This window comes from Shewanella surugensis, from assembly GCF_023284005.1.
GTDB lineage: Bacteria > Pseudomonadota > Gammaproteobacteria > Enterobacterales > Shewanellaceae > Shewanella > Shewanella surugensis.
The window spans coordinates 1-19,080 of record NZ_JAKIKS010000061.1 but is presented as its reverse complement, the minus strand read 5'-3'; the positions used below and the strand labels follow the sequence as shown (position 1 = coordinate 19,080).

Genomic DNA, 19,080 nt, shown 5'->3' with positions numbered 1-19,080 from the left:
ATATGGATATCACCGCATTAACATTTGATGAAAGAGATGAATTTAAGCGTAAAAGTATTGCTGAAAAAGTGATGTCGCTATTACAAGCCGACATAGATATTTCACCTATTGTTATCGATGGTAGTTGGGGGACGGGTAAAACTGAGTTTTGCCATAAACTCATAAATCTAATGAGCGATAATAATACGCATCATTTAATTTATATTGATGCGTTCAAAGCCGATCATGCAAATGAGCCATTGATGACTTTGCTTGCTGAAATAATTAAGGTTTTACCTGATGTCAATAAGCAAGGTTTTATGAAAAAAGCCTTGCCTGCTGTTCGTTATGGTCTAAAAACTATTGCTAAAGCGGGTGTTTCACATCTTTTAAGGCAGGACGTGGTTAATGTTGCAGATGACTTTGATAAGGAACTTCAGAAAACCGCAGATAAAGCCATTGATGCGACGATTGAATCAGTATTAAAAGATCATGTAAAAGCAGATCAAAATTTAAATGCGCTACAAACCGCACTCGCTGAAATTGCAGCGAACAAACCTATTATTTTATTTGTTGACGAACTTGATCGATGCAGACCAAATTTTGCTGTCGATATGCTTGAAATTATTAAACACACCTTTGATGTTGAAGGTGTTAGCTTTGTACTCATCACGAATACTCAGCAATTAAAAGCCGCTGTTAATCACTGCTATGGCGATGCAGTTGATGCCCAGCGTTACCTCGATAAGTTCTTGAAGTTCAGTTTTGCGTTACCTGAAGCCTTGTCACAAATCGGTTCTGATAAAGATTTGGCCTCAGTTAAGTACTTTACTCATTTAATACGCCAAAGTTCAATACTCGCACCAACTGAGTTATATCAAGAGCGTGACACTGGTTTTAAATTTGTTAAATCACTTATTACGGTTCGAGCTTTGTCTTTACGTGAGGTAGAAACCTTCGTCAGACACTTGGAAATTTATCAAACTTTAAATAGCGAGTCGGATGCTTTGGGACGTCAGGTGGATTACGTCTATCGATTTCCGTGTTTGGTTGCTGTCTACTTTCATTGCTTTTTTCCTAGCGTCGCCCGCTCAATATTACGCAAGAATATCGACTCAGCGCAGTTGGCTGGTTGCTTTGGTATTAACGACATGAGTCAACTGGTGAACGAAACTCCTCGTTCCGATTCCGTGCTGAAAGTTATTGCCATGATGCTGGTTTGGGACTGTGATAGAGCGTCGTCGTTATTTGCTGGGCCTGTAGAGCAAGAGCCTAGCCCGTGGGTGAAAGTGTTTCACTCTTATTTCAGTCAATCTCATTGGGGAATGCCAGATGAGGGCGGTTGTGTTGAGATTGTGGCACAAGCCCTTTCGGCTCTTAATTTGAACAATAATCCGTAGTTGGGGAAGATGATGACTAATCAAGTTTCACAGGCACCATTGGGGGAGTTTGTTTTATTTCAAACCGATGATGGACGTTCGCGGGTTGAGTGTCGATTTGAGGCAGATACCTTATGGCTTTCTCAGGCTGCGATGGCTGACTTATACGATAAGAATGTTCGAACCATCAATGAGCACCTTGGAAATATTTTTGCCGAGGGTGAGCTTGGACAAAATGCAACCATCCGGAAATTCCGGATAGTTCGTCAGGAGGGAACGCGGCAGGTTTCACGGGAGATCGACCATTACAGCCTTGAGGCCATTTTAGCTGTGGGTTACCGAGTTCGTTCGGTGCGAGGTACTCAGTTCCGTCAGTGGGCGACTCAGACGTTGCAAGAGTATTTAGTCAAAGGTTTTGTGATGGATGATGAGCGATTGAAAAATCCGCCCGTTGGTCATTCCACAGTGCCTGATTACTTTGATGAGATGTTGGAGCGGGTCCGCGATATTCGCGCCAGCGAGCGGCGTGTCTATCTGCGAGTGAAGGACATTTTCACTATGGCTGCTGATTATGAGCCGTCCAATCAGGAAACGACCCGTTTCTTCCAAATCATCCAAAATAAGCTGCACTTTGCGAGTACCCACATGACTGCGGCAGAATTGATAGCCAGCCGTGTAGATGTAACCAAACCCGATATGGGGTTAACCAGTTTTAAGGGTGAGGAAGTCCGTAAAACCGATGTCACGGTCGCGAAGAACTATCTGCAAGAAAATGAGATTAAAGAGCTAAATCGCATCGTGAATATGTGGCTAGATTTTGCTGAAGATCAGGCCCTAAGACGTAAGCAAGTTTTCTTGAGCGACTGGACTAATAAGCTAGATCAGTTCTTGGAGTTCAATGATCGTGACGTGCTAAGTGGTGCCGGGCACATCACTAAAAAAGATGCGGATGAGAAAGCTAAGCTGGTGTTTGATCGCTATGCAGAAAATCGACGACGTTTAAAGGAGTCAGAAGGTGGAAAAGCGAATATTGCAGCGCTGAGAGCCTTACTTAAGGATGGTAAGCGTGACAAATAATTTACCCAACTTCCTCGAAGAGCAAAGCGCTAAGATCCCCGCTCTCACACTACTGAGTAACTTAGGCTATACCTTCATTCCACCCAATGAATGCACGACTAAACGTGGCAATTTATCAACGGTAATTTTACCTGATGTACTGCGGGATGTGCTACAACACAAAACCTATTCGTTTATGGGTAAAACCCACAAGCTGTCCGATGCGGCAATGGACAAAATTGTTTATGAACTGGCTAACCCTGCGATGAATGAGGGGCTAAAAGCGGCGAATGAAAAACTCTATAACGCGCTAACTTACGGTATTAGTGTGACCGAATTTGTCGATAGCAAGAAAGCCAACCCCACCATTCAAGTGATTGACTGGGAAAACCCTGACAATAATCAATTTCATTTTACCGAAGAGATGGAAATCGACAATGCCCACGGCACAGGCAAGCGCATTCCTGATGTCGTCTGTTTTGTGAATGGTTTGCCTTGGGTGGTCATTGAAGCCAAGCGCCCCGACTCATCATCGGCGGGTAAACCGACGGTTGGCGAAGGCATTTCGCAGAATATTCGTAATCAGAAGGTGGATGAAATCCCGCACCTGTTTGCTTATAGCCAGTTATTACTCTCGATAAACGGGCATGAAGGCTTGTATGCGACTTGTGGCACGTCGGCGACGTTTTGGGCCAAATGGAAAGAAGAAGAGATCCCAGAATCGACTTTTGATCGCTTAAAGAACACGCCACTTTCTCAAAACAAACTGGATTTAATCTTTAACCATCGCTCCGCTAACGTGCGTGATGAGTATCTTTCCCTGATTACTGGCGGTGATTTAGTGGTGACGGGGCAAGATCGTTTATTGGTCTGCTTGCTACGCCCAGATCGCCTATTAGAGATGACGCGCCTTTATACCCTGTTCGATAAAAAAGTAGGGAAGATTGTCGCCCGTTATCAGCAAGTTTTTGGCATTAAAGCCTTGATTAAACGTGTGACTTCATTCGATAAGCAAGGCGCTCGTAATGGTGGCGTGATTTGGCATACCACAGGTTCGGGTAAATCCTTCACTATGGTATTTCTCTCTAAAGCCCTTATCTGGTTAAAAGAATTAGCCCAATGTCGGGTGGTGGTGGTTACTGACCGTGTCGATTTAGAAGATCAACTTGCGCGTACCTTTGCATCGGGTGGCGCGTTATCAGATAAAGATAGAAAGTCGGCCATGGCAACAACGGGTCGTCGTTTAGCGGAGCAGATAGGCAAAGGCAACGAGCGTATAATTTTCTCTATCATCAATAAATTTGGGACGGCGATTGAGCTACCAGAGTGTTACAACGATAGCCCTGATATCATTGTATTGGTCGATGAGGGCCATCGTAGTCAAAATGGTGAAAACAATATCCGCATGCAGCAAGCTCTGCCCAAAGCAGCGTATATTGGCTTTACGGGGACGCCATTGTTGCAAGATGATAAAACCGAAAACAAGTTTGGTAAAATCATCCACTCCTACACCATGCAGCAAGCGGTAGAAGATAAAACCGTAACACCCTTGTTATATGAAGAACGTATTGCTGATCTTAGTACCAATGATAAAGCGATTGATGCCTGGTTTGCCCGAATTACCGATAAACTTTCTGAAAATCAACGCACTGATCTTAATAGGAAGTTTGCTAAAAAGGGACAAATTTATCAAACTGAAGGTCGCATCGAGCTGATCGCCCATGATATTTCAGATCACTTCCAGAACTTCAAGCATCAAGGACTAAAAGGGCAACTTGCCTGTGACTCAAAAGCTTCTGCCATTCAATATAAGACGCTTTTGGATAGAATCGGAAAGGTGACTTCGGTTGTTGCAATGTCGGCGCCAGATCTGCGGGAAGGGCATGATACCGTTGATGCTGAAAGCAAAGATATTGTTCAGAACTGGTGGAAGGATAATGTCACTAATTCGCGTTTCGGTAATGATGAAAAAGCGTACACCAAACATATCATCAATGAATTTAGCAAAGATGAAGGTCCAGATCTCATGATTGTGATCGATAAGCTACTAACCGGCTTTGATGAACCGAAGAACACTGTGCTTTACATCGACAAACCTTTGAAGCAACACAACTTGATCCAAGCGATTGCCCGAGTTAACCGTTTACATGCTAACAAGCAGTTTGGTTATTTGATAGATTATCGAGGTATTTTAAAAGAACTCGATGCCACGATTGCTGATTATCAAGACTTAGCCGAGCGTACCCAAGGTGGCTTTGATATTGAAGATCTTAAAGGTTTATATAATCGGATGGAGACGGAATATAAGAAGCTTCCAGGCTTCTACAGCGATTTGTGGGCAACCTTTGAGAGTGTGCAAAACAAGCAAGATGGCCAAGCATTACGTCAAGTATTAACTCCGAAAATCGATATCATTGATGGTCAACTGACCGACACTAATCAGAAAAAACGTGAAGACTTTTATGCTTCACTCACCGCCTTTGCTAACTGTTTAAAAGTGGCATTGCAGTCTGCTAGTTACTTTGACGATAAGAGCTTTGATACGATTGACCCACAAACGGGTCTCGGTAGACGTGATTTGTATAAAAAGACGCTGACATCCATGTCTCAACTACGCAAACAAGTGCGTGAAGATGCCGAAGAAACGGTTAAGTATGATGACTATGCTGACAGCATACGCACTATGTTGGATAAGCATATTGGTGGCGTTGAAATTCAAGAATCTAAAGGCGTTTATCTGGTTGGCAATATGGGTAAAACCGCTACGCCTGAAGAGATGAGTGATGATGAAGCACGCAATAAAAAAGATGCTATTACAGGCCGCGTCACTAAGATGATTGAGCAAGATCTTGCTGACGACCCTTATGCGCAGGAATATTTCTCTAATTTGCTCAAGCAAGCAATCGCTCAAACGAAAGAGATGTTTGATGCTCCGGTGAAGCAATACCTGTTATTCGCTGATTTTGAAGAGCAAGTGAAAGAGCGTAATGTTGATGGCATTCCAACTGACCGATTTAGTGAGCTAAACCCTGCCGTTAAACGCCATGTGCAAGCCTATTACGGCTTGTTTTTAAAACATTTAGGCAGTGAAAATACCCTATCTGAAGATGAGTATTTTGATTCAGCCATGTTAATTGATGACATCGTCACAGCAGCCGTGGCTGAGTTTTCAATTAATCCGCAAGAGATTGAAAATCAAATAAGACGCAAGTTGCTGCCAGTGCTGTTTAAAACCATTGGTATGGATAAAGCCAAGATGGTGATTACTGACATTATCCAAATCACCCGTTTAGGTGTGGCGGGTTATCACTAATGACATCGATAAATGCCAGTGAAGTAGATAAAGAGGAGTACGGCTTTGTCTATGGCGATGAAGCGGTGACCTATGAGGTGGTTCGTCAGCCTCATACTGAAGGGAAAAAGCGTAAAATTACCATTAAGGTCCATCCTGATTGTAACCTTATTATTAATGCCCCAGACGATGCACTGCGCGAGGATATTCATGAAGCAGTAATGAAGCGAGCCAAATGGATAAATGATGCGTTAAGCAATTTTCGCACTCACCTTGAGAATGTTCAGCCAAAACACTATGTCAGCGGTGAAATGCAGTTTTATCTTGGGCGGCGTTATGTGCTCAAAGTCGTTGAAGAACCAGAAGGGATTTCAAACGTTAAAATGACCCGAGGCAAGTTGTTGGTTACCTTGAAGCGCTTTAATGAAGATAAACAAACCTTGATCAAAACCTTAGTGTCAAAATGGTACAAAGTACGGGCTGAACGGGCTTTTCATCAACGTTTAGCTGAACTTCTACCCCAAGCTACATGGGTTACTGGTATTCCAAGTTTTCGAGTGTTATCGATGGCAAAGCAATGGGGAAGCTGTTCAGCAAAGGGAAGCTTGATGCTCAACCCTCACCTGATTAAAGCGCCTAAAGAATGTATTGATTACGTGATCTTGCATGAGCTTTGCCATATTGCAGAGCACAATCATAGTGAACGTTTCTGGCGTTTACTTTCAAGCGTAATGCCCCATTGGAAAGATGTTAAAAGCCGTTTAGATGGTATGGCTGAATTGTATTTGAATGAATAATCAGAGCAAGTGATTTTTATATTTTATTCATTTCGGAGTTTGAGAAATAATGTTAGATGAAATGGGTTTTAACGTTATTGATCTAAATGATTCCTGTCAATTTCACTCGCTAGCTTGATAACGGTGCCACATCATGACAAACAAGCTTAAATCGAAGAAACACACTGCTTTTTTACTGTTATATTCCCCATCGAAGTAGCTTATATGATTAAATCAAAAATTGCGTGATTAAGGCATGGCGGTTTCTTAACGTCCATGTTACCACCGCATTTGCGAATCCCTTCACATCAGTGCCGCAATAGCTTTAGTTGAGATAGGGATGACGAATATGAGGCGATAGCGATTATTGTTCATTTAATGATGAAGCGTTTTACTTCGTCAGGGGCTGCAGGACTCTTTATCTCACAATCAGCAAGAGGGGATTGAAGTGGTTCCCCTTTTGGCCCACTCTCAATGACAGGAAGGAGTGGGAGCTCACGACCTTCCATTAAGCACCGCTTAATCTCCAAGTTCCCCGTGTGAATGGATATTCACTACGTCCACGAAGTTAACCCCACCGCAGGTGATAGATAAAGGTTTACTAGGACGAACCGTCCTTCTTCCCCCACTTTTTATTGCAAGAAGAAATGGGAATCCTCGACCTTTCATTAAGCTACAACAACCCTATATTCCAACTTCGAAGATTAACGCTTGTAAAATCGCATGTAGATGCGGCTGTGACCGTTGATGGCAGGGATGCCATCGTCGAACTTACATGGACGTACTGGCAGTGTGTCACCGAAGTATCGACATAAAAGCCTGCGGCAGCAATGAGTTTGAATACGATTACCAATAGCAAGACACTTTCCAATATCTACATGGCCAGACGTTAATCTATGGCTTGCCCTTAGTGTGGATGGAAATCTACGAACTTAGCCCTACCACAGGCGATAGCAAAACCTTATGAATACACCTTATCCAGAAATGTCATCAGCATTTCTGTCACAAACTGGGGTTGCTCGAGGTTGGAGATGTGTCCGGCATTGGGAATTTGAATGAGCTGCGCGCCAGTAATACAGTCTTGCATAAGGTATGACTCAAGCATGGATCGGGGCTTATCTTCGCTGCCAACAGCAATGAGGACGGGTAAGGTAAATTTGTCGAGTTCGTCAATTTGATCGCGACGAGAAAAGACGATTTTCCCCACGCGGGCGATTTCTAGTGCTTGTTCGCCTTTGAGGCTGGAGAGATGCTGTTTAAAAGCCTTAACCAATTCGGGTGAGTCTTGGTTGGCATTGTTAGCAAAAAATAATGGGGTGATTGCTTCAATGATAGGCTCTGGAACCGCTTGATGTTGTGTAATAATATCGAGCATATGAAAGTATTTTTTATGGGTCACTTCAGGCTCTAAACCGACAAAGGTGTCCATTAACACTAACGCATTAACGCGGCTGGGCACGAGGGTGGTTAATTCTGCTCCCCACATGCCACCGACGGATAACCCTACAATAGAGAATTGATCTATGTCTAAATGATCCATCAATGCGAGCAGTTGCTGGGCGTAATCCTTTAGCGTACGGGTTATTTTGGGCGCGGAATCAGACTGACCATGACCCCAAAAGTCAGGAACAATGCAGCGATACTGCTGACTAAGCGCCTCGATTTGCGGTGCCCACATATGGCTGTCCCATAAAAAACTGTGACCAAACAATATAACGGGCCCTTGGCCGATATCCTGATAAGCCATTTGGTGATCATTAACAGTAAATTTATTCATTTCTCTACACTCTCTATTCAGCAGCTCTACTCATAGGTTTGACATATAGGGCTATTTTTATTTATCACAAGATTAGCATTACTACAGCTTGATAACATCTTGAAGTATCACTGGTATATATCCAAACCCGTTAAGTATACGACTCTCTATGATGCACTTGATATTTTTTTGCTCAATGACTGAGCTTTATTTTAATGTGATCCTATCGGTCAATATCAGAGCTAAGCTTGATATGGTACAGGCATACGATGGAATAGGGATGGAAATGAAAGCTTCAGATCTGTTAGTTAAAGCGTTAGAAAACGAAGGTGTAGAGTATATTTTTGCGGTACCTGGTGAAGAAAACCTTGATGTCGTTGAGTCTTTAAAAGACTCTTCAATCGAGCTTGTAGTGACTCGTCATGAGCAGGGTGCTGGATTTATGGCGGCGACTTATGGGCGATTAACGGGGAGAGCGGGTGTTTGTATGGCGACATTAGGGCCTGGTGCGACTAATTTATCGACGCCTGCAGCTTATGCCTATTTAGGGGCTTTTCCATTGATAATGATCACTGGTCAGAAACCGATTAAGGCATCGAAACAAGGTCAATTTCAAATTATTGATATAGTGAAACTTTATGAACCAATTTGTAAGCTAAGCAAACAAATAGTGAATGGTAATACTATTCCATCCTTAGTCAGAGAGGCTTTTAGGCGAGCCGAAGAGGAACGTCCCGGAACGGTTCTTTTAGAGTTACCAGAAGATATCGCCGCAGAAGACACCGATGCTAACGTCATTCAAGCCAGTGTTCGCCAATATGCTGTTGCAGATGAGTTTGTTTTGAATGAGGCTGTTAAGAAGATTAAAGCAGCGAAAATGCCATTAATCTTATTGGGCGCGGCCGCAAATAGGAAAACATCATGGAAAGCCTTAGAGCACTTTGCTCGAAACACGGGTATTTACTTCTTTAATACGCAAATGGGTAAAGGCGTTGCAGACGAGCGTTGTGATTTTTTTATAGGCACTGCTGCACTTTCAGATAATGACTATCTACATTGCGCAGTCGCTAAAGCCGATTTAATTCTTAACATTGGCCATGACGTGGTTGAGAAGCCTCCCTTCTTAATGTCTGATAACGATAAAATGGTGATCCACTTAAACTATAAATCAGCGCAAGTTGATGAAGTGTATTTTCCTCAACTTGAGCTGGTTGGTGATATTAGCCTAACGATTGAAAAGCTTAGCTTGAAATTAGCGGGTTGGAAATGTGGACCCATGGACTACTTTAAGCTAGTGAAGCAAGAGGTTGAACGGCATATTGTAGAGGGGAGTGAAGACGATTCTTTTCCTATTATACCGCAGCGATTTGTTGCTGATACGCGAAAGGCAATGGGAGAGAATGGCATTATTGCCTTAGATAATGGCATTTATAAAATTTGGTTTGCGCGTAATTACAAAGCCTATTATCCCAATACAGTATTGTTAGATAATGCATTAGCGACGATGGGAGCCGGCTTATCTTCTGCAATGATGACGGCTAAATTGAATCCGGATAAGCGTGTTTTAGCCATTTGTGGTGACGGGGGATTTATGATGAATTCTCAGGAAATTGAAACGGCACTCAGAATGGATCTCAATCTGGTGGTGATGATACTGAATGACAATGCTTATGGGATGATCAGATGGAAACAACAATTGGCAGGTTTTACTGATTGGGGATTAGAATTTACGAATCCAGATTTTGTTAAATATGCAGAGGCTTATGGCGCAAAAGGTCACCTTGTTACCAGCGCTGCAAGTTTGGTAAGTACGCTGGACAATGCTTTTGTGCAGGGAGGATTGCATATTGTTGAAGTGCCGGTTGATTACTCAGCCAATGTGTCCGTCCTCATTGAAGAACTTGCTACAAAGGTACGTTTACTACGAAATAAATAACAGTTGAAAACGCTGATGATATTAAGCAAAAATTTGAATGTAACTATATACCCGCAATACTCACTCTATGCACTTTATCCTTTTGTAAGAGTGAGACTGAGGGATCAATAGTGCCTTGGTCATTAGTGGTAGCCGCTATGACTATGTTTCATATATGGCCTTAGGCAATCGTTTTCTTACGGGCAATGACATCATTTAATATCCTTTGCATTAAACAGATATCAAGTCTTTGCTTCAGACTTCACCTAGGTCGTGATCCCGCTCTTTGTTTACTCTAAGGGCTGAGCAGTGGGTGTATCTTTTATCGATTGTTAACCTAGACAGATAAACCTTTATTTTTTGCAAGCGCCCTTCCGAATAAGCTATTCAAGTTAATAGGCTTAACAGTTCAATTATTTGACATTACGGTAAAGCTTAGGCCATAGTGTTGATACACCTGTTAATTTGGTGGTTTGCGCTGGGTGGTATTAATTTTCTTTATTTATTAAAAGGTTGTTTAGCTCCCTCTAATAAGTTTGGGTTGGCGGGCTTTTCTTTTTGTGTTTCTGTGTAACAAACTGGCTGCTGCTATGTGGTTGAAAATAAGAGGCCAGTGAACACAATATAAATAATAGGTAGTCTATGCAGTTTTTTACTATAGATGCTAAAAAGTGTTTAGAAAGCAATGATATTCTCACGGCCGTTAGTGATAAGGATGCCGTTTATGCGACGAAAATTGCGCATTATCTTGTACAAACAGAACGTTGGCTTAAGCAGTATTTAGCGAGACCTCATCTAGAGCTTGGGCGTAAAGGGCCCGTTTGTCCTTTTGTGCCTGCCGCGCTTAATAAGCGCAAAGCATTAGCCTCTTACTTATTGTACGACTCCCATACTGAAGATGCTGATATTGAGTCGCAACTGTTGCAATACGGGGCGTATTTCAGGCTATTACCTGAAAGCCACCTTAATACGATTGTGATTGTGATGGTGAATAAAGAGCAAGGGGATGAGGTGGGTGCAAGTATCGTTGAGCGGGTGCAACGCTCTCTCAAATCAGAATTTATGTCTTATGACAATATGATAGGGCAGTTTTACTCGCAATGTCCTGTCAGCGGCTTACACAATGATGCCTTTTATCCTTTTGACTCAGAATTACCCATGATAGGGATCCGCCACATTATGCCGCAAGATCTCGTGTTTGTGAGTGATGATAGCGAACACACTAAAATTTATCTTGAGCGACATAATATTTTTAATAAAGAGCAATTGATGGGCGTTCTTGCGTCTGTTGGTATGGCTAAAAATGAAAATGTATTACGCCATGTGGATGCTATTTATACTCAAGCCACTTGAAAGTGGATGTTTTCAGAGCCTGTAAAATGCTTAATTCAAGGTGCATTATCGCAAGAATGCTTATTGTCTTTTAAGGTGATGTAACGTAGACGTTAGCGTTTTTACGGACCCCAACGGGCTGACTCTGACAATTAAAGAGGAACGTCTTTTATGCCGCGTGACAGAACATAAAGTGAGAATGCTAGGCACTCTGCTCAAGAAGACCGTCATGGTCGTTCACTCACATCCATGTGATCACGACATTTGTTATCTGACCTATATGGATATAGGGAATGTCTTATTATTGTCTGGAGCAATAAAGACCTTAAACATCAGATGGCGGGAATGTCATTAATGCAGGAGCAATTAACGACCTTGCCTACAAGACTGTTAATTTCAGCTGAATTCTGCATCTTCAAGTAGCGTGGGATATGCGAACTGAAGCAATCAAAATCACCTGAAATTGCTGGGATTTGAAAGTATTGGTTTCAGATCTGTTTAGCGAATTCATTCCCTTTTCTATTGTTTAATCAGATAGGTTATTTATGACTCTTTTTCCTAATATTCTCGATGACATTCATTATATGCCAATGGCGTTTTCTCACCTTAATGAAGTGGCTGACATTCTGACCTCGGCTTTCATTAGTTTTGAACCCGGCGCGATAGCACTGAATATCTCTAAACCCCAAATGCTCGATTTTGTTCATAGTGTCTGTTTGATTATTTTGCCGCAAAAATTGAGTATTGTGGCGATAGATAAACAGGATAACAACCGTGTTGTCGCTGCCTTTATTGCCCATGACATGCAGGATGACTTATCCAGTGTCAATGTGTGTGAACCTCTACTGCCCATGATGGCAATGATTGACGAAGCCATAAGTGATGTTAAACCTCAGGAGAATAAAAAGACCCTTGATCAATTAATGATTGGGGTTGATTTAGCTTATGCAGGGCGTGGAATTGCTGTTCATTTAATTGACTTGGCGCGAAGGCAAGCGGTTTCATTAGGCTATGAGCGCTTTGTGGGGGTGATTACCTCTCCGGTGACCTACCATATTGCTGAGCAAGTGAATGCCGATGGGCATCATCATTTTGTTGAAAAAAAATATGCTGATTTCAGATTCGAAGGTCAGGAAGTCTTTAAAGACATTAATGAGAAAATGCCAGCGGCACTAAAATGGCGAGGAGATCCTGTTTATGGCGTGTTAGTGCAAGATTTTAGCCAGCCTATTCGTGAAAAGCCTGATTTAAAGATTGAAAGTGAGTATCGAACCTTATTAGCAGATATTAAGAGTCGTAAGCGTCAGATGTTGGGTAAGCCTGGTAATATGGCATTTGATTTTTCATCCTTGAGCGACGCGCTGGAAGTGTTAATGAATAATAGTGGCGATCCTTTTTGCCCTTCTTCGCACAGATTAAGCACTAAAGGCTTCGAGAGAAAAGTGATTTACTTTTTTGCTAAGCAATATGGTTTAACGCAGGAAGACACATACGGTTATGTGACCAGTGGTGGTACAGAGGCCATGGAATATGGCTTGCTTAAAGGCTTTAAACAATTCCCTGATGCTTGTGTGTTGATGTCAGAGGAAAGCCACTATAGTGCCACTAGCATCGTTGAAAAATATGCCAAGCAATATCATGTGTTGCCCTGTTTAAGTAATGGTGAAATGGACTACGAGGCACTAGAAGATAAACTAACACAAATTGAAGGGCCCGTGGTGGTGTTGGCCAATATCGGTACGACGATGCGGGGTGCTATCGATGATGTGCTGCAGATAAAAAAAATATTAGCCGATAAGCCGCATTTTATTCATGCTGATGCAGCATTGCATGGCAGTTTCTTGCCCTTTTTACCTAAGGCTTACGGTGCGGTGCCGCTTAAGATAGGTCAGGATGTTGATGCTCTATCGATTAGCTTGCATAAATTTTTAGGCAATATCACCCCTGCGGGCTTAGTGTTAACGCAAAAACAACAGAGTAATTCGGTCACGACGCAAGCATTTGTGGAGTATATTGCCAGTGAAAATAATACATTAACGTGTTCTCGTTCGGGGCTTGCAGCCTTGTTAGCCGCTTATCGAATCGATACATTAAAAGAAAGCGGCATTAAAGAACAGGCCATGCGTTGTGTGGATTTAGCGCATTATTTACAGGAGCAATTAAGGGCTATCGGTATTGATGCACAATTAAATAATGCTTCTAATATTGTATACATGCCAGCGCCGAATGCGGCGATCTGTAAAAAATGGATGTTACCCGTGGCACAAGGCATGTCCCATGTGGTGGTGATGCCCCATGCGGATAAAAGCTTACTCGATGAGTTTATTGGTGAGGTGACGCGCTCGGTTAATTTTTGATGCTTAAGTGACATTGCTTAGAGTGTCTTGGTAAGCAGTGTTACTGATTTTCTTTATTAGTTAATTTATTAATAACGTTAATGTTATTGGTGTTATCCTTTACTGGTTAACACCACTATGAATAAAAAGGAATGTTTAAAGTGAAAAAGAGAGTGGCTTTATTCGGTTTGTTATCCATGTTGATATCAATACCCGCATTTGCAGGTGATGAAACCACTTACTCTTATTGTCGCATCACCCAATATGCGTCCAATGCCATTTAGGGTTGCATTTCATCTGGAGAATGGGGCATCTTTTCGAGCCAAGTAACCTATCAAATTCATTCGATAGGTTACTTGGCTTTTTATGGTGTATATTTTGATTTTGTTGCTTTAGATAAAGATCGGGATGATGATTTTTTCATGCCTACCTTACGATTACTGATTACACTAGTGATACAGATTAAATATGACAATACAGGGATACCATGACTTTCAAAATGAACTCCCCGCAGGGGAAATGTATTTTAGCTATGGTACGAGAAGGCGATTTTGCCCACCCTGGGGAAGAGTTGGCGATTATTGATGCTGTGATGGGTTTACCCAAAGAGAAGATTAACAACGTATTGGATTTAGGTTGCGGTCGTGGCGGGACGGCAAATTGGTTTCATTCCAATGATTGGGGCAAGCTCGTTGGTGTCGATATTGATGAGGTGTCTATCCAGTATGCGAAGCGGCAATATCCAGATGTGTTGTTTTATTCGCTAGATGTGTTGTCACTTACTGATATCGGGAGGGATAATTTCGATCTCATTTATTTGTTTAATGTCTTTTACTCATTAAGCGATCAACAACAATCCTTAAAGATGATTAGGCAGCAGTGTCAAAGAGGCGCGCATTTGCTTATTTGTGATTATACCCTTAAGAAAGAACAGCTCCTTCCAAAAAGTTTGGGCAGCGAAATAGGCCAACCTATTGCACTGGATACTATCTCGTCTTGGTTAGCACAAAGTCATTGGCAGCTAATTCGCCTCGAGGATTGGACGGGTAATTACATTAAGGCTTATATTCACTTTATAGCAAAACTTGCAAGCAAACGTGAGGCCATTATTAGCTTATTTGATGAAGCTTGGTATCAGTATACTTTGACTTGGTATCAAACTTTGTTGATGGCGTTAGAAGCGGGGCAAATTGGTGGGGGCAAATTTATCATCAGAGCGGTATAGTCATAATGGCGCTAATAGTCTGTTGCTCGGCTTGTTTGTGGGGAGGGGCGAGATTGCTCATACTCATTAGTGTTCATTTAAGCTACAATGTGACTTTCTTAATAACGCATCTTTTTTATGTCGCTTAACTCATTAATCAAATCCAAAACGAAACCTTTAGCCAAACCTATTATGACACAGATAATGAAATCTTCTGCTTCTTTAAAAGCTTATAATACATTCGGGATCGATCATGCTTGCATGTCCTTGCATGAGATAAGTGATAAAGCAGAGTTGATTTCGACTTGCCTTGAGCTTTATCGTCAAGACTTACCTGTGTTGATCTTAGGTGGTGGCAGTAATATTGTGCTGGTGGACGATTATCAAGGGCATGTGGTGAGAATATTAACCAAAGGCATCAAGATTGAAGAAGATGAAACGTATTTTTACTTACGGGTTGAAGCCGGTGAGAATTGGCATGATTTGGTGAGTCTATGTGTAGATAATGATATTGGTGGTATTGAAAATTTGGCCTTGATCCCTGGCACGGTAGGCGCTGCACCTATTCAAAATATTGGTGCCTATGGTATTGAATTTGGTGATATATGTGACTGGGTTGAGTATCTTGATTTATCATCAGGTGAGCTGAAATGTCTATCGGGTTTTGAATGTCATTTCACTTATCGAGAATCTATTTTTAAAGGGAAATTAAAAGGACAAGTTATGATAACCGCTGTGGGAATAAAGCTGGCGAAAGAGTGGCAGCCCATTTTGGCTTATGGTCCATTAAGCTCCTTAGCGAAAGGGGGGATTGAACCTAGGCATGTGTTTGATTATGTTTGTCAGCTTAGGCGGGAAAAATTACCCGATCCATTAGTGTTAGGCAATGCGGGTAGTTTTTTTAAAAATCCGGTGGTGCCTGTCGCAACTTTTGAGCGTTTACGGGATCATTATCCGGATATTGTGGCTTTTCAGATGGGCAGTCAAGAGATGAAGTTAGCCGCAGCGTGGCTGATCGATAAAGCGGGATTAAAAGGAATGAGCTGTGCTGATGCCAGTGTACATGAGCAGCAAGCGTTAGTGCTCGTTAATAATGGGGCTGCGACGGGCCGTGATGTATGTCAATTGGCCGATTTAATCATTGATCGCATTGTGCAATTATTTGGTATCCAACTTGAGCCTGAACCTCGTATCATTGGTGCAACAGGTGAAATAAACAAAGGATAAAAGACATGATCGATCATTGGGCGAGAAAAAGACAAATATTAATGGCATTAGCCGATGAAAATTTTGTGTCTGGTGAAATCCTTGCGCAACTTTTAGGTATTTCACGTACGGCCATTGCCAATCACATCAGTGCGCTTGAAGAATATGGTGTGGATATTTATAGCGTGAAAGGTAAAGGTTATAAATTGGTTAATTTGGTGTATTTGGTCGATGAAGAAAAGCTAACGGCTGCGACACATAATCGCTGCTTTTATTTTAATGAACTGGGTAGCACTAATGCTTTTTTATTAAAACATATGGATGAGCTAAAGTCGGGTGATATTTGTGTGTCTGAATATCAATCTGCTGGCAGAGGACGGCGAGGGCGGACTTGGTTTTCCCCTTACGGTTGTCATTTATATACCTCAATATTTTGGTCTTTTCCACAAGGAATGGCGCAAGCCATGGGATTGAGCTTAGTGGTAGCTTGTTCACTGGTCAAAGTGTTGGAAGCATTTGGAGTGAGTGGATTAGGGGTTAAATGGCCTAATGATATTTATCTTAACCACAAAAAATTAGCTGGCGTATTAGTTGAAATGAGTGGTCAAACCGACAGTGAATGCAATGTGGTTATTGGCATTGGCATTAATATGGCGATGCCTAATGCACAAGGGGATGCGATTGGTCAGCCTTGGAGTGACTTATCTGAACTTGAACATAAACCCAGTAAAACGGATTTGGTGATTGCGTTACAAAAGCAGTTATTCACTGATTTACGTTTGTTTGAGGCGCAAGGGTTAGTTGCCTTTATGGTACGTTGGCAAGCGGCGGATTTGTTCCTTAATCAAGCGGTCATTTTATCGATGGCCAGTAATCATGTGTCGGGGATCTGTAAAGGGATTGATGATAAAGGTGCTATTTTATTGGAAACGACTCAGGGCCTTGAAGCTTATGTTGGCGGAGAAATTAGCTTGCGCAGTGCAAGCTAATGGTTTGTTAATACTTTTTCAAGCCACTACTTTCTCAAGAGCACCTGATCCATTAAATGATCGGGTCCTTTCTGTAAAATTAAATGCGCTCTATCGCGAGTGGGCTCAATATTAAGCTGTAAGTTTGGTCCGTTAATACTATCCCAAATATTCGAGGCGATTTGAACGGACTCTTCATCGCTGAGATGGGAGTAGTGGTGGAAATAAGACTTAGGATTGGCGAAAGCCCCTTTTCTAAATTGCAGGAATCGCTCTACATACCATTGTTTTAATAACGATTTGCTGGAATCGACATACACCGAGAAGTCGACGAAGTCTGATAAAAAAGGGCGTTTGGTGTCGAAAGTTGAGTCTTGCCCCGTTTGTAATACATTTAATCCTTCAAGAATCAAAATATCAGGTTGGTTAATGACTTGATATTGATGGGGGATCCTATCGTAAGTAATGTGTGAATATAACGGAGCATTTACGGAAGCATCACCCGACTTAATTTGAGTGATGAACTCAATAAGCAATTTCATATCATAACTTTCAGGAAACCCTTTACGTTGTAGTAAGCCCCGTCTTTTGAGCTCGGATAAAGGGTACAAAAAGCCATCGGTGGTAATTAAGTCTACTTGTGGGTGTTCTGGCCACTGGCGTAATAAGGCTTGTAAAATTCTCGCCGTAGTACTTTTTCCTACGGCAACACTGCCGGCAATACTGATAATATAAGGTCTTTTAGGTGGAGTGTGACCTAAAAACTGATTAAGTGTGAGTCCGCGTTGTTGTTTAGCACCTACAATCAAATTTAATAATCGGCTGAGTGGCAAATAGATGTCAGTGACTTCCGTAAGAGAAATCTTCTCATTGATACCGCGTAAATTTGCAAGATCGGTTTCATTCAATGTTAAGGGGACTGAATTGCGTAACTCTGCCCATTGGACCCTTTGAAAAGCAAGGTAAAGCGCATTGTGAATTTGATTTGCCGATGTCATAACTTTATTCTCCTTAGGCAAGGCACATTACACTATGATTTTATGGGGAACAAGAATAAAGCGGAGATTGAGAGGGGTAAGATGTTTCTTGCTGTGAAAGTGATGTGTTTTTAAACTGAAAAGTCGATTTTAGGACAAAAAAACATCGATTAACACTTTTTTTTAATAAAAATACAATTTAGCTATTGCACTTATGCTCAGACTTCCATAATATCCGCTACCGAAATGATACGCCGGTATAGCTCAGTTGGTAGAGCAACTGACTTGTAATCAGTAGGTCCCGAGTTCGACTCTTGGTGCCGGCACCACATTTCATCGGAGGGGTTCCCGAGTGGCCAAAGGGATCAGACTGTAAATCTGACGGCTCAGCCTTCGAAGGTTCGAATCCTTCTCCCTCCACCATTTTTATAATGGGTAGTTAGGTAACCTTAAAGTAGGTTGCGCGGATGTCGTATAATGGTATTACTCCAGCCTTCCAAGCTGATAACGCGGGTTCGATTCCCGCCATCCGCTCCAATTATGATTTGTGCTCATTCTGTCGAGCACGCTCTTAAGCAGGGCGAGGCCATCAGTTTCACACCTATCAACAACTCTTCTTTATCATTTTCTAATTATTCAAATCAACCGATTCGATACCATTCAATGCATCGGATTTTTTATCATATTTGAAGTTTCATCACCAAGTACTTTGGATTGGGGCAATACCATGGCTAAAGAAAAATTCGAACGTAGTAAACCTCACGTAAATGTAGGTACAATTGGTCACGTCGACCATGGTAAAACTACACTAACTGCTGCTATTTCTGCAGTTTTAAGTAAGACTTATGGTGGTGACGTTAAAGACTTCGCACAAATCGATAACGCTCCAGAAGAGCGTGAGCGT

At 42.0% G+C, this 19,080-nt stretch carries 14 protein-coding genes and 3 tRNA genes; 15 read left to right on the top strand and 2 right to left on the bottom strand.

The genetic code is table 11. From position 1 onward, the window contains the following. Nucleotides 1–2 precede the first annotated feature (2 nt). Genes L2764_RS15240 through L2764_RS15225 form a run of 4 tightly spaced genes read left to right on the top strand, consistent with a single transcriptional unit; the run spans nt 3 to nt 6,503 of the window. Nucleotides 3–1,379, top strand: coding sequence for a KAP family P-loop NTPase fold protein (locus L2764_RS15240; protein ID WP_248941123.1), 1,377 nt, complete (start codon nt 3–5; stop codon nt 1,377–1,379). 12 nt (nt 1,380–1,391) lie between these two features. Further along, nucleotides 1,392–2,435, top strand: coding sequence for a virulence RhuM family protein (locus tag L2764_RS15235; protein ID WP_283107032.1), 1,044 nt, complete (start codon nt 1,392–1,394; stop codon nt 2,433–2,435). Continuing rightward, complete coding sequence (locus L2764_RS15230; RefSeq protein ID WP_376708429.1) at nt 2,416–5,727, top strand: type I restriction endonuclease subunit R; 3,312 nt, start codon at nt 2,416–2,418, stop codon at nt 5,725–5,727. Before L2764_RS15235 ends, L2764_RS15230 begins: the two co-directional genes overlap by 20 nt. Further along, a complete protein-coding gene (locus L2764_RS15225) occupies nt 5,727–6,503 on the top strand; it encodes a M48 family metallopeptidase (RefSeq protein WP_248941120.1) in 777 nt (258 codons plus the stop codon). The genes L2764_RS15230 and L2764_RS15225 overlap by 1 nt, the downstream gene beginning before the upstream one ends. Nucleotides 6,504–7,443: 940 nt before the next feature. Here the strand turns inward: L2764_RS15225 and L2764_RS15220 are convergent. Further along, the gene (locus L2764_RS15220) at nt 7,444–8,259 is read right to left on the bottom strand and encodes an alpha/beta fold hydrolase (RefSeq protein ID WP_248941119.1); all 816 of its coding nucleotides are present in this window, start codon (nt 8,257–8,259) and stop codon (nt 7,444–7,446) included. Between the two features lie 265 nt (nt 8,260–8,524). On the opposite strand from L2764_RS15220, the gene L2764_RS15215 reads away from it, so the two are divergent. The 7 genes from L2764_RS15215 to birA all read left to right on the top strand — a co-directional run bounded on the left by L2764_RS15215 (nt 8,525) and on the right by birA (nt 17,220). Further along, entirely contained in the window at nt 8,525–10,174 is a 1,650-nt protein-coding gene (locus L2764_RS15215; RefSeq protein ID WP_248941137.1) for an acetolactate synthase large subunit, read from the top strand. Nucleotides 10,175–10,795: 621 nt separating this feature from the next. Further along, nucleotides 10,796–11,506 (top strand): DUF6875 domain-containing protein, encoded by a 711-nt coding sequence (locus L2764_RS15210; RefSeq protein ID WP_248941118.1) that lies wholly within the window; start codon nt 10,796–10,798, stop codon nt 11,504–11,506. A 524-nt stretch (nt 11,507–12,030) separates the two neighbouring features. Beyond that, entirely contained in the window at nt 12,031–13,842 is a 1,812-nt protein-coding gene (locus L2764_RS15205; protein WP_248941117.1) for a histidine decarboxylase, read from the top strand. Between the two features lie 140 nt (nt 13,843–13,982). Then, nucleotides 13,983–14,105, top strand: coding sequence for a hypothetical protein (locus tag L2764_RS27795; RefSeq protein ID WP_283107030.1), 123 nt, complete (start codon nt 13,983–13,985; stop codon nt 14,103–14,105). A gap of 203 nt (nt 14,106–14,308) precedes the next feature. Next, nucleotides 14,309–15,046, top strand: a complete 738-nt coding sequence (locus L2764_RS15200) for a class I SAM-dependent methyltransferase (protein ID WP_248941116.1) — start codon at nt 14,309–14,311, stop codon at nt 15,044–15,046. Between the two features lie 171 nt (nt 15,047–15,217). After that, nucleotides 15,218–16,252, top strand: coding sequence for a UDP-N-acetylmuramate dehydrogenase (murB, locus tag L2764_RS15195; RefSeq protein WP_283107029.1), 1,035 nt, complete (start codon nt 15,218–15,220; stop codon nt 16,250–16,252). Nucleotides 16,253–16,257: 5 nt separating this feature from the next. After that, nucleotides 16,258–17,220 carry a bifunctional biotin--[acetyl-CoA-carboxylase] ligase/biotin operon repressor BirA gene (gene birA, locus L2764_RS15190; protein ID WP_248941114.1) on the top strand — a complete coding sequence of 321 codons (963 nt, stop codon included), beginning with the start codon at nt 16,258–16,260 and terminating at the stop codon, nt 17,218–17,220. A 26-nt stretch (nt 17,221–17,246) separates the two neighbouring features. Here birA and coaA read toward each other — a convergent pair whose 3' ends face one another. Continuing rightward, entirely contained in the window at nt 17,247–18,197 is a 951-nt protein-coding gene (gene coaA, locus L2764_RS15185; RefSeq protein ID WP_248941113.1) for a type I pantothenate kinase, read from the bottom strand. Between the two features lie 232 nt (nt 18,198–18,429). Here coaA and L2764_RS15180 point away from each other — a divergent pair. The 4 genes from L2764_RS15180 to L2764_RS15165 all read left to right on the top strand — a co-directional run. Continuing rightward, nucleotides 18,430–18,505 (top strand) — tRNA-Thr (locus L2764_RS15180). A 9-nt stretch (nt 18,506–18,514) separates the two neighbouring features. Further along, nucleotides 18,515–18,599, top strand: a tRNA-Tyr gene (locus tag L2764_RS15175). A gap of 40 nt (nt 18,600–18,639) precedes the next feature. Beyond that, nucleotides 18,640–18,713: transfer RNA gene (locus L2764_RS15170), tRNA-Gly, on the top strand. Between the two features lie 190 nt (nt 18,714–18,903). Beyond that, on the top strand, nt 18,904–19,080 hold a 177-nt coding region (locus L2764_RS15165), incomplete at its 3' end, for a GTP-binding protein (protein ID WP_248941136.1).